We start from the raw sequence: 12,193 nt of genomic DNA on the forward strand, positions 1-12,193 counted from the left end.
GCCGAGCACTGGAACAGCTGACCACAGACCTTCCTCACAGGGGGAAATGAAAGCCGCTGGCCGGCACCCGAACCCGGGTGCCGGCCAGCGGCGTCCCCACCCACCCTTACGGGAGGTGGCAGCACAGTGGAGAGGCCCGCCCCTGCCGATCCGGCAGGGGCGGGCCTCTCGTTGTAGGTGGCTCAGCCTTGGATGCGCTTGAGCGCGTTCTGGAGGTTGGTCAGCTCGGTCTGCTGGGTGTTCTTCATGGTCTGGGCGGCCTGGACCACGTCCGGCTCGTCGCTGGCGTCGAGCAGGGCGTCGACCATGTGGATGCCGCCGATGTGGTGCTTGATCATCAGGTCCAGGAAGAGCACGTCCAGGTCCTTGCCCTGGGCGTCGCGCAGCTGCGCCATCTGCTCCGGGGTGGCCATGCCGGGCATCAGCCCGTCGCGGACCATCTCCGTGCCGCCGGGCATCCACGCCATCCGGGGCTGCGAGCCGGTCGGGTCGAGCTCCCAGGAACGCAGCCACGTCTGCATCGCGCCGATGTCACCCTGCTGAGCGAGGGCGATGTCGCCGCCGATGGTGCGGACCTCCTGGTCCGTGCCGCGCTGGAAGGCGATCAGCCCCATCTCCACGGCCTGGGCGTGGTGGGTGGTCATGTCCCGGGCGAAGCCCGCCTCGACCGACGCGTCTCCCGGCCGGGTGAGCTGGGGGGTGAGCAGGCCCCCCGCGTACCCGAGCAGGAGCCCGACCACGACGGCGAGCGCCATCGCGAGGGTGCCGAACCGGCGGGCGGTCCCGCGGTCGCCGTCGCCGGCCACCGGGGTCCCGTCCGTCGTGCCCTCGATCGTCGTGGCGGTCATGGCGGCTGCTCCTTACTGCTGCTGCTGCAACTGTCGCGGAGTGGTGCCGGTGGCGGTGACGCCCTGGTTGCAGAGGGCGGTCGGGCCCTCGACGGAGGCGTTCACCTTGAGCGTCTTGATGAACTCGTCGATCCGGCCGTCGTCGGCGTTGTCGACCTTGAGCTGGTAGCCCCAGGCCTGCAGCGAGATCGGCTTGTCCAGGCCCTCGAACGGGCTCAGGAACAGCTTCTCGTTGCCGCGGACCCGCTCGGCCAGCTTCTCGACCTGGTCGGCGGGCAGGTCGGGCCGGTACGTGACCCAGACCGCACCGTGCTCCAGGCTGTGCACCGCGTGCTCGCTGGCGATCGGGGCGTCGTAGACGTCGCCCATGCAGTTCTGCCAGGCGTCGTTGTGCGGGCCGGCGACCGGGGGCAGCACCGAGTACTGGATCGAGCCCTGCTGGTGGTTGCCGCCCTTGACCAGCTCCGGGTCCTTCTCGCGGAAGTTGACGATCCCGTCGATCGCGTTCGCCCGCTCGTCCCACGGCTTGGAGCCCTGGAAGGTCGCCCAGGCGCCGTACCCGATGATCGCCACGGCGAGCAGGCCGACGGCGGTGAACAGCGCGATCGGGCCCCAACTGCGGCCCTGGCTCACCTTCACTGGGGCGATCGGCTTGCGCGGGCCCTTGCCGCCGCCGCGCGGCGCGCTCGCCGGCTTGCCGGACCCGGGCTTGCCGGACCCCGCCTTGCCGGCGCCCGGCCGACCGGCGGCGGGCTTCTTGCCGGTGCTGACCACGGTCGGGCGGCGCTCCGGGCCGCCCGGGGTGCTGATGCTCATCGTGCCTCGTCAGGTCGGTCGGTCAGGGGATCTGGCGGGCCGGGTTCACATGCTGGGTCGCCGCCGCGGGGACCGAGTCTACCCCCGATAACATGGATCGGTGACTCCCGCAGAACTCGCCGAGGTCGTCCTCGCCGCAGCCCACGCCGTCTTCACCGAGCGGGGCCTGGACCGGTCCGCGCTACCGGTGCAAACGTCGGTGGAGCGGCCCCGTAATCCCGAGCACGGCGACTACGCCTCGACGCTGGCGCTCCAGCTCAGCAAGAAGGTGGGCGTCCCGCCGCGGGAGCTGGCCGCCGCGCTGGCCGAGCAGCTCGGCCGCGCTCCGGGGGTCAAGTCGGTGGAGATCGCCGGTCCCGGCTTCCTCAACATCCGCCTCGACGCCGCCGCCGCCGGCCAGCTCGCCCGCGCGATCGTCGAGGCCGGCGGGGAGTACGGCCGCAGCGACCGGCTGGCCGGGCAGTCGATCAACCTCGAGTTCGTCTCCGCCAACCCGACCGGTCCGGTGCACATCGGCGGGGTCCGCTGGGCGGCCGTCGGCGACGCGCTGAGCCGCCTGCTGCGCGCCACCGGCGCCGAGGTCGGCACGGAGTACTACTTCAACGACGCCGGCGCGCAGATCGACCGGTTCGCCCGCTCGCTGCTGGCCGCCGCGAAGGGGGAGCCCGCTCCCGAGGACGGGTACGCGGGCGCGTACATCTCGGAGATCGCCGAGCAGGTCCGGGCCCGCCGGCCGGACGTGCTGACGCTCGACGACGCCGCCGCCCAGGAGGTGTTCCGGGTCGAGGGCGTCGAGTTGATGTTCGCCGAGATCAAGTCGTCGCTGCGCGACTTCGGCGTGGAGTTCGACACGTACTTCAACGAGAAGGACCTGCACGACCGGGGTGAACTGGACCACGCGCTGGACCGGCTGCGGCAGCAGGGCCACACGTTCGAGGCCGAGGGCGCCACCTGGCTGCGCACCACCGACTTCGGCGACGACAAGGACCGGGTGCTGCGCAAGTCCAACGGCGAGTGGACGTACTTCGCCGCCGACTGCGCCTACTACCTGGACAAGCGGGAACGCGGCTTCGGGCGGGTCGTCATCATGCTCGGCGCCGACCACCACGGCTACGTCGGCCGGATGCGGGCGATGGCCGCCTGCTTCGGCGACGACCCGGACCGCAACCTGGAGATCCTCATCGGCCAGCTGGTCAACCTGGTCCGGGACGGCGCCCCGGTGCGGATGAGCAAGCGCGCCGGCACGGTGCTCACGCTGGAGGACCTGGTCGAGGCGATCGGTGTGGACGCCGCCCGGTACGCGCTGGCCCGCTACTCCACCGACTCGCCCATCGACATCGACGTGGAGCTGTGGACGCGGGCGACCCGCGACAACCCGGTCTACTACGTGCAGTACGTGGCGGCCCGGACGGCAAGCGTCGGCCGTAACGCCGCCGAGGTCGGCCTGACCCGGGGCGACGCCGAGGGCTTCCGCCCCGAGCTGCTCGACCACGACAAGGAGAACGAGCTGCTCAAGGCGCTCGCCGAGTTCCCCGCCGTGGTGGCCACCGCCGCCGAGCTGCGCGAGCCGCACCGCGTGGCGCGCTACCTGGAGGAGCTGGCCGGGGCGTACCACCGGTTCTTCGACAACTGCCGGGTCCTGCCGCGCGGCGACGAGGAGATCACCGACCTGAACCGGGCCCGGCTCTGGCTGAACGACGCCACCCGGGTGGTCGTCGCCAACGGCCTGCGCCTGCTCGGCGTCTCCGCCCCGGAGCGGATGTGAGCGCGGCGCGGCCGGCGCTCCGGCCGGGACACGGAGGTCACTGATGCGGGCGCACGAGGCCGGTGCCCTGCACGGGGACATCGGCAGCCGCGGGCCGGCCTGGCTGCGTACGCCGGTCGACGTCAACGCCCTGGTGCCGGAGCTGTGGCCACGCAACGTGGCCCGCGCGGCCGACGGCGCGCTCACCGTCGCGGGCCGCTCGGTCCGCGACCTGGCGGCGGAGTTCGGCACCCCGGTGTACGTGCTCGACGAGGACGACCTGCGGTCGCGCTGCCGGGACTTCCGCGCCGCGTTCCCCACCGAGGACGTCTACTACGCCGGCAAGGCGTTCCTCTGCCGGGCGGTGGTCCGCATGATCGCCGAGGAGGGCCTGCACCTGGACGTGTGCAGCGGCGGCGAGCTGGCCACGGCGCTGGCGGCCGGGATGCCCCCGGAGCGGATCGGCTTCCACGGCAACAACAAGTCGGTCGCGGAGCTGAGCCGGGCGCTGGACGCCGGGGTGGGCCGGATCATCGTCGACTCGTTCCAGGAGATCGACCGGCTCACCGCTCTGGCCCGGGAGCGGGGCGTGCGCCCGCGGGTGCTGGTCCGGGTCACCGTCGGCGTGGAGGCGCACACCCACGAGTTCATCGCCACCGCACACGAGGACCAGAAGTTCGGGTTCTCGCTGGCCGGTGGCGCGGCGATCGCGGCGGCGCTGCGCATCCTCGACGAGGACGTGCTGGAGCTGCGCGGCCTGCACTCGCACATCGGGTCGCAGATCTTCGACGCGAGCGGCTTCGAGGTGTCGGCCCGCCGGGTGCTGGCCCTGCAGGCGCAGATCCGCGACGCGCGGGGCGTGGAGCTGCCCGAGCTGGACCTGGGCGGCGGCTTCGGCATCGCGTACACGACGCAGGACGACCCGGCCACGCCGGCCGACCTGGCGAAGCGGCTGCGGAAGATCGTCGACGGGGAGTGCGCCGCGGAGCGGCTGGCCGTGCCGCACCTGTCCATCGAGCCGGGCCGGGCGATCGTCGGGCCGGCCGTGTTCACCCTGTACGAGGTGGGCACGGTCAAGGACGTCGATGGCATCCGCACGTACGTGAGCGTCGACGGCGGGATGAGCGACAACATCCGGACGGCGCTGTACGACGCGTCGTACTCGGCGACGGTGGCCTCCCGGGCGAGCGTCGCCGAGCCGATGCTCGCCCGCGTGGTGGGAAAGCATTGTGAGTCCGGGGACATCGTGGTGAAGGATGAATTCCTGCCCGCCGACGTGCAGCCCGGAGATCTTGTCGCGGTGCCCGGCACGGGTGCGTACTGCCGGAGCATGGCCAGCAACTACAACCACGTGCCGCGCCCCCCGGTGGTCGCGGTGCGGGACGGCCAGGCCCGCCTGATCGTCCGGCGGGAGACCGAAGAGGACCTGCTCGCTTTGGATGTGGGATGACGTCACCTGTGCGCTTGGCGCTGCTCGGCTGCGGCACGGTCGGCAGCGAGGTGGTCCGGCTGCTGCACGAGCAGTCCGCCGACCTCGCCGCCCGGATCGGCGCTCCGCTGGAGATCGCGGGCATCGCCGTCCGCCGGATCGGCCGGGACCGGGGCGACCTGCCGGTCGACCCGGCGCTGTTCACCACCGACGCGCTCGGCCTGATCAAACGCGACGACGTCGACGTGGTGGTCGAGGTCGTCGGCGGCATCGAGCCGGCCCGCGGCTGGCTGGTGGAGGCGTTGCGCGCCGGCAAGAGCGTGGTCACGGCGAACAAGGCGCTCCTCGCCGAGGACGGCGGCGCGCTGCACGACGCCGCGGCCGAGGGCGGCGGCGACCTCTACTACGAGGCGGCCGTGGCCGGCGCGATCCCGCTGCTGCGGCCACTGCGCGAGTCGCTGCACGGTGACCGGATCACCCGGGTGACCGGCATCGTCAACGGCACCACCAACTTCATCCTCTCCGCGATGGACGCCACCGGCGCCGGCTTCGCCGAGGCGCTCGAGGAGGCGACCGAGCTGGGGTACGCCGAGGCGGACCCGACCGCCGACGTGGAGGGCTTCGACGCGGCGGCCAAGGCGGCGATCCTCGCCTCGCTGGCGTTCCACAGCCGGGTCGGCGCGGCCGACGTGCACCGGGAGGGCATCACCGAGGTCACCGCGGCCGACGTGGCCAGCGCCAAGGCGATGGGCTGCACGATCAAGCTGCTCTGCATCGCCGCCCGGGGCGCCGACGCGGACGGCCGGGAGACGGTCAGCGTGCGGGTGCACCCCGCGATGATCCCGCGTACCCACCCGCTCGCGAGCGTCGGCGACGCGTTCAACGCGGTCTTCGTCGAGGCGGAGGCAGCCGGCCAGCTCATGTTCTACGGTCGGGGCGCGGGGGGCGCGCCGACCGCCAGCGCCGTGCTCGGCGACGTGGTCGCGGTTTCCCGCAACCGGCTCGCCGGGGTCCGCGCGGCCAGCGAGTCCGCGTACGCCGACCTGCCGGTGCGGCCGATGGGGGAGGCGCTGACCCGCTACCACATCAGCCTGGACGTGGCCGACCGTCCCGGTGTGCTGGCCGCGGTGGCCGGCGTGTTCGCCCGGCACGACGTGTCGATCGCGACCGTCCGGCAGGGGCCCGCCGGCGGCGCGACGGCCGGCCGGGGCGAGGACGCCGACCTGGTCATCGTCACCCACGTCGCGCCGGACGCCGCGCTCGCCGCGACCGTCCAGGAACTGCGCGGGCTGGACATCGTCCGCTCGGTGGCCAGCGTGCTGCGGGTCGAGGGCGGCACCTGACCGTGTCCCGCCTGATGGGTGCCGGCGGGTCCGAGGGTGGCGGTCCGGCCGGGCTGGTGCAGGCTTGACGTGGCCCCGGCGCGGCCGGGGCGTTCCGAGGCGAGGAGTGCGACATGTGGCGGGGTCTCATCGACGCGTACCGGGACCGGCTGCCGGTCACCGAGGCCACTCCCGTCGTCACCCTGCACGAGGGCAACACGCCGCTGCTGCCCGCGCCGGTGCTGTCGGCCCGGATCGGCTGCGACGTCTGGCTCAAGGTCGAGGGTGCCAACCCGACCGGCTCCTTCAAGGACCGGGGGATGACGGTCGCGGTCTCCAAGGCGGTCGAGGCCGGAAACAAGGCGATCATCTGCGCGTCGACCGGCAACACCAGCGCCTCCGCCGCCGCGTACGCGGCGCGGGCGGGCCTGACCTGCGCGGTGCTGGTGCCGCAGGGCAAGATCGCGCTGGGCAAGCTGGCCCAGGCGCTGGTGCACGGGGCGAAGCTGCTCCAGGTCAGCGGCAACTTCGACGACTGCCTGTCGCTGGCCGCGAAGCTCGCCCAGGACTACCCGGTCGCCCTTGTCAACTCGGTGAACGTGGACCGCCTGCACGGCCAGAAGACGGCCGCGTTCGAGATCGTCGAGGCGCTCGGCGACGCGCCGGACATCCACTGCATGCCGGTCGGCAACGCCGGCAACATTTCCGCCTACTGGCTGGGCTACTCCGAGGAGCAGGCGGCCGGCAACGTCACGAAGGCCCCGAAGCTGTACGGCTTCCAGGCCTCCGGAGCGGCGCCGATCGTCACCGGCCAGGTGGTCCGCGAGCCGTCGACGATCGCCACCGCCATCCGGATCGGCAACCCGGCGAGCTGGACGAAGGCGCTCGACGCCCGGGACGCCTCCGGCGGGCTGATCGCCGCGGTCACCGACCGGGAGATCCTGTCCGCGTACCGGCTGCTCGCCCGTGAGGTCGGGATCTTCGTCGAGCTGGGCAGCGCGGCCAGCGTCGCGGGTCTGCTCCAGCAGGCCGCCGCCGGCACCGTGCCGGCGGGCTCGACGGTCGTCTGCACGGTCACCGGGCACGGCCTGAAGGACCCGGAATGGGCGATCTCGACGGCACCCGCCCCGGTGACGATCGCGAACGACCCCCTCGCCGCCGCCCGCTCCCTCGACCTGGTCTGACACCCCGCCGTCGCCGGTCCCGTGGGTGAGACCGGCTCCGGAACCCCGTCGCAGCGACCGGGACCGGGTGCGGGACACTTCTTCCACCCCGCACCGCAGTCCACCCCAGGAGTGAGTTCAGCCGATGTCGCTGCTCGCCAGATTCAGTCTCGCCAACCGGGGGCTCGTCGCCCTCGTCGCGCTCGTCGCCACGGCGTTCGGAGCGTTCGCCGTACCGTCGCTGAAGCAGCAACTCCTCCCGTCGCTGGAGTTCCCGGCCGCGTTCATCGTGGCCGCGTACCCCGGCGCCGGCCCGGAGGTCGTCGAGGCGCAGGTCACCGAGCCGATCGAGAACAGCCTCCAGGGCATCCCCGGGCTGGAGAAGGTCAGCTCGACCTCGCGTGAGGGCTCGGCGACCGTCCAGGTGCAGTACGCGTTCGGCACCGACGTGGACGACGTCGTCAACAAGATGCAGACCGCGCTCAACCGGGCCCGGCTCCCCGAGGAGGTCGAGCCGCAGGTCATCGCCGGCAGCACGGACGACCTGCCGGCGGTGGTGCTCGCCGCGTCCGGCGGGGACGACCAGCGGGCGCTCGGTGACAAGCTCCGCGACACCGTCGTGCCCGAACTGGAGGCGATCGACGGGGTCCGCACGGTCGACCTGACAGGGGTCGAGGACGAGGTCGTCGTCATCACCCCGGACCCGGCGAAGCTCGGTGCGGCCGGGATCCGGCCGACCGCGATCGGCGACGCGCTGCGCGCCAACGGCGTCACGGTACCGGCGGGCGCGGTCGTCGACGGCGAGGAGAGCCTCCCGGTGCAGGTCGGCGCCCCGCTGGCCACCCTCGACGACCTGCGCGGCATCGTGCTCACGGTGGCGCCGGCCGCCCCGGTGCTGCTGGGCAACGTGGCGGCGGTCGAGGAGCGGCCCGTTCCCGCCACCGCGATCACCCGGACCAACGGCAAGGACAGCCTCGGCATCGCCGTGACCGCCGCCCCCGACGGCAACGCCGTGGAGATCTCCCACGAGATCCGCGACCGGCTCGCCGACCTGCGCGCCGCCTCCGGCACCGAGCTGACCGTCGTCTTCGACCAGGCGCCGTTCGTCGAGAAGTCGATCGAGAGCCTCACCACCGAGGGCCTGCTCGGCCTCGTGATGGCGGTCGTGGTGATCCTGGTCTTCCTGCTCTCCGTACGCTCCACCGTCGTCACCGCGGTCTCCATCCCGCTGTCGGTGGTGGTCGCGCTTATCGCCCTCTGGATCGGCGACTACTCGCTCAACCTGCTGACCCTCGGCGCGCTGACGATCGCGGTCGGCCGGGTGGTGGACGATTCGATCGTCGTCCTGGAGAACATCAAACGTCACCTCGAGTACGGCGAGGCCAAGCGGGACGCCATCATCACCGCGGTCCGCGAGGTGGCCGGCGCGGTGACCGCCTCCACGCTGACCACGGTCGCGGTGTTCGCGCCGATCGCGCTTGTCGGCGGGTTCGTCGGCCAGCTGTTCGCGCCGTTCGCGATCACCGTCACGGTGGCGCTGCTCGCGTCGCTGCTGGTGTCGCTGACCGTCATCCCGGTGCTGGCGTACTGGTTCCTGAAGCCGGCCGGCGGGCAGGTGGACGAGGCGGCGGTACGCCGGGTCGCGGAGGAGAAGGAGCTGCGCAACCCGCTGCAGCGCGCGTACCTGCCGGTGATCGGTTTCGCCACCCGGAAGCGGGCGACCCGATGGGTCACCCTCGGGCTCGGCGTGCTGGTCCTCTTCGGCACCTTCGGCCTGTCCCGCCAACTGGAGACGAACTTCCTCGACGACTCCGGCCAGGACACGCTCACCATCACCCAGGAGCTGCCGGCGGGCACCGGCCTGGCCGGCACCGACGCGGCCGCCCGGCGAGTGGAGGCGGTGCTGGCCGGCACCGAGGGCGTCGAGACGTACCAGGTGACCGCCGGCACCGGCGACACGCCGTGGGCCGGGGGCGGCGGCAACAACGTCGCCACCTGGAACCTCGCGCTCGGCGGGGAGACCGACGCCAAGGAGATGCGCGGCGTCCTGCGGGAGAAGTTCGACGCGCTCGGTGACGGCGCCGGCGAGTTCCGGTTCGGGGCGGGCCAGGGCGGCGCGTCGGCCAACCAGCTCGAGGTGGTCGTCCAGGCCGCCGACCCGGCGACGCTTGACCGGGCCGCGAACGAGGTGGCGGCGGCGATGCGTGGGCTCTCCGGTGTCGAGGACGTGACGACCAGCCTGGCCACCCAGGTCGAGCGGGTCGAGGTCAGGGTCGACCGGGCGAAGGCCGCCGCGGCGGGGCTCACCGAGGCGGCGGTGGGGCAGCTGGTGGCGCAGGCGTACCGGGGTGCCCCGCTGGGCCAGGTGACGCTCGACGGCGGGCAGCGGGACGTGGTGCTGCGCTCGGCGGCCGAGCCGCCGCTCACGATGGAGCAGCTGCGGGCCCTGCCGATCGGTGCGGTGACGCTGGGCGCCATCGCCGACATCGACCGGACCGACGGGCCGCAGCAGGTCACCCGGATCGACGGTGAGCGCAGCGTCTCCGTCACCGGCACGGCCACCGGCTCCAACCTGGGCGCGATCAGCCAGGAGCTGCAGCAGAAGTTGGACGCGATCGACGTACCCGGTGCCACGTTCGCCATCGGCGGCGTCAGCGCCGACCAGGAGGAGGCCTTCGCCGACCTGGGGCTGGCGGTGCTCGCCGCCATCGCGATCGTCTTCCTGATCATGGTGGCGACGTTCCGCAGCCTGACCCAGGCGCTGATCCTGCTGGTGTCGGTGCCGTTCGCGGCCACCGGGGCGATCGGGCTGCTGCTGGCCACCGGCACCCCGCTGGGCGTGCCGGCGCTGATCGGTGTGCTCATGCTGGTCGGCATCGTGGTGACCAACGCGATCGTGCTGCTCGACCTGGTCAACCAGTACCGGGCGCAGGGCATGGGGGTACGCGAGGCGGTCGTCGAGGGTGGCCGTCGCCGCCTGCGCCCGATCCTGATGACGGCGGTGGCGACCATCTTCGCGCTGCTGCCGATGGCGCTCGGGCTCACCGGCGAGGGTGGCTTCATCTCGAAGCCGCTGGCGATCGTGGTGATCGGCGGCCTGCTCAGCTCGACGCTGCTCACCCTGGTCCTGGTGCCGACCCTGTACGCCATGGTCGAGCACACCAAGGAGTCGGTCCGGGCTCGCCGTGCCGCCCGGCGCGGCGAGCCGCCGGCCGGAATCCCCGCCGACGACGCCCCGGCCGAGGCGGCCGTCGAGCCGGAGCCCGTACCGGTCGCGGCCGGCGGCGGTCCCGCCGAAGCGACCGGGCCGGCGACCGGAGCCGCCGCGCCGGCCGGTGGATCCGGCGCCCGGCCGGCACCGTCGGCGGCGCTGCTGGACCACACCGACCAGTTCGAGGTCCTGCGGCTGCCGAAGAGCCGCCGATCGCCGCTCCCGCCGACGGAGTAGCCGTCGTTCGCCCGGACGCCCCCGACCCACCGGTCGGGGGCGTCCGCTGTCTGACGATCTTTCTTCGCGTGCTGTCCGCCGAGCGACGGAAGGGGCGGCACCGGCCTGGATAGGGTTCGCTCGTGCCGTCCATCCTCTCGGTCCTGCGCCGCAACCGGAACTTCCGCAACCTCTTCCTGGCCGAGCTGGTGGTGTTCGGTGCCGACTGGTTCGTCATGGTGCCGCTGCTGGTGCTCCTGCCGTCGCTGACCGGTAGCGGCGTGTGGGGTGCGCTGGTCCTCGCCGTCGACACGGGCATCGTGGCGCTGCTGCTGCCGTACACCGGCACGGTGGCCGACCGGTTCGACCGCCGCAAGATCATGATCGGCGCCAACGTCGCCGCCCTGGCCGGTGTGCTGCTCCTGCTCGGTGTGCGCAGCGCCGGCACGGCGTGGCTGGCGATGGTCGGCATCGGCGTGGTGGCGGTGGCCAAGGCCTTCTACTCACCCGCCGCCCAGGCGGCCCTGCCGAACGTGCTCGACCCGGACGAACTGGCCGCCGGTAACGCGGTCGCCGGCTCGGCGTGGGGCACGATGACGATCGTCGGTGCGTCTCTCGGCGGCGTGCTGAGCAGCGCCGCCGGCCCGTACGTCTGCTTCTGGGTGGCCGGCGGCGGCCTGGTCCTGGCCGCGATCGTGGCGGGGCTGATCCGCCGGCCGTTGCAGGCCCCGCGCGACCGGGACCGGCCGGCGCAGCAGACCTGGGCGGCCGTCCGGGAGGCGCTCGGCTACATCGGGCACCGGCCCCGGGTGCTGGCGCTGGTGACGGTGAAGTCGGCGGTCGGGCTCGGCAACGGCGTGCTGACGGTGTTCCCGCTGCTCGCCGGGGTCTACGGTGCGGGCCCGGTCGGTGCCGGCCTGCTCTTCGCGGTGCGGGGGGCGGGAGCGCTGGTCGGCCCGATCCTGATGCGGCGGGTGCTGGGCAACCGGGCGTGGCTGCTGCCGGGCCTGGCGCTGTCCATGTCGCTGTACGGGTTGGCCTACCTCGGCACCTCGCTGGTCGCCTGGTTCCCGCTGGTCCTCGCGCTGGTCTTCGTGGCCCACTTCGCGGGCGGCAGCAACTGGGTGATGTCGAACTTCGCCCTTCAGGGCGAGGTCCCGGACCGGTTGCGGGGGCGCGTGTTCGCCACCGACATGATGCTGGCGACGCTCGCCATCTCGGTGAGCCAGCTGGTGGTGGCCTCCGTGGTGGACGTGGTCGACGAGCGGGTCGTGCTGGCCGGCTGCGGCCTGGTCACCCTCGTGTACGCGGTCGGCTGGCGGATCGCCACGCGCCGGCTCTCGCTGACCGACCCGGTCACCGAGCCCGAGCCGGTCGCGCACTGACCCGCCGACCGGTCCCAGGGTGCGGGCAGAGATCCGGAACGTCGGTGGGCGGCCCTAGC

The 12,193-nt window shown here is 73.0% G+C and carries 8 protein-coding genes; 6 read left to right on the plus strand and 2 right to left on the minus strand.

What is annotated here, in order from left to right; genetic code table 11:
- Positions 1-182: 182 nt before the first annotated feature.
- Together ABTW87_RS28130 and ABTW87_RS28135 are read right to left on the minus strand one after the other, a co-directional pair.
- On the minus strand, positions 183-848 hold the full coding sequence (locus ABTW87_RS28130; RefSeq protein ID WP_350654219.1) for a DUF305 domain-containing protein: 666 nt from the start codon (positions 846-848) through the stop codon (positions 183-185).
- Positions 849-860: 12 nt separating this feature from the next.
- Positions 861-1,664, minus strand: a complete 804-nt coding sequence (locus ABTW87_RS28135; RefSeq protein ID WP_350654220.1) for a thioredoxin-like domain-containing protein — start codon at positions 1,662-1,664, stop codon at positions 861-863.
- Positions 1,665-1,764: 100 nt separating this feature from the next.
- Here ABTW87_RS28135 and argS point away from each other — a divergent pair, with 100 nt between their 5' ends.
- From argS to ABTW87_RS28165, 6 genes are all read left to right on the plus strand, one after another.
- Entirely contained in the window at positions 1,765-3,429 is a 1,665-nt protein-coding gene (argS, locus tag ABTW87_RS28140) for an arginine--tRNA ligase (protein ID WP_350654222.1), read from the plus strand.
- Between the two features lie 43 nt (positions 3,430-3,472).
- Positions 3,473-4,858 (plus strand): diaminopimelate decarboxylase, encoded by a 1,386-nt coding sequence (gene lysA, locus ABTW87_RS28145; protein WP_350654224.1) that lies wholly within the window; start codon positions 3,473-3,475, stop codon positions 4,856-4,858.
- 8 nt (positions 4,859-4,866) lie between these two features.
- Positions 4,867-6,180 carry a homoserine dehydrogenase gene (locus ABTW87_RS28150; RefSeq protein ID WP_350654280.1) on the plus strand — a complete coding sequence of 438 codons (1,314 nt, stop codon included), beginning with the start codon at positions 4,867-4,869 and terminating at the stop codon, positions 6,178-6,180.
- Between the two features lie 113 nt (positions 6,181-6,293).
- Positions 6,294-7,343: a threonine synthase gene (thrC, locus tag ABTW87_RS28155; RefSeq protein ID WP_350654225.1), complete on the plus strand. Its 1,050-nt coding sequence runs from the start codon at positions 6,294-6,296 to the stop codon at positions 7,341-7,343.
- A gap of 124 nt (positions 7,344-7,467) precedes the next feature.
- Positions 7,468-10,770, plus strand: coding sequence for an efflux RND transporter permease subunit (locus ABTW87_RS28160; protein ID WP_350654227.1), 3,303 nt, complete (start codon positions 7,468-7,470; stop codon positions 10,768-10,770).
- Between the two features lie 122 nt (positions 10,771-10,892).
- Positions 10,893-12,134 carry an MFS transporter gene (locus ABTW87_RS28165; RefSeq protein ID WP_350654229.1) on the plus strand — a complete coding sequence of 414 codons (1,242 nt, stop codon included), beginning with the start codon at positions 10,893-10,895 and terminating at the stop codon, positions 12,132-12,134.
- The last annotated feature ends 59 nt before the right edge of the window (positions 12,135-12,193 follow it).

This window comes from Micromonospora sp. NPDC126480 (genome assembly GCF_040302465.1).
Taxonomy (GTDB): domain Bacteria; phylum Actinomycetota; class Actinomycetes; order Mycobacteriales; family Micromonosporaceae; genus Micromonospora.

What these genes read in the sequence shown, in the direction of transcription:
- ABTW87_RS28130 (WP_350654219.1), bottom strand. Translation starts at nt 848, where the DNA reads ATGACCGCCACGACGATCGAGGGCACGACGGACGGGACCCCGGTGGCC.
- ABTW87_RS28135 (WP_350654220.1), bottom strand. Translation starts at nt 1,664, where the DNA reads ATGAGCATCAGCACCCCGGGCGGCCCGGAGCGCCGCCCGACCGTGGTC.
- lysA (WP_350654224.1), top strand. Translation starts at nt 3,473, where the DNA reads ATGCGGGCGCACGAGGCCGGTGCCCTGCACGGGGACATCGGCAGCCGC.
- thrC (WP_350654225.1), top strand. Translation starts at nt 6,294, where the DNA reads ATGTGGCGGGGTCTCATCGACGCGTACCGGGACCGGCTGCCGGTCACC.
- ABTW87_RS28160 (WP_350654227.1), top strand. Translation starts at nt 7,468, where the DNA reads ATGTCGCTGCTCGCCAGATTCAGTCTCGCCAACCGGGGGCTCGTCGCC.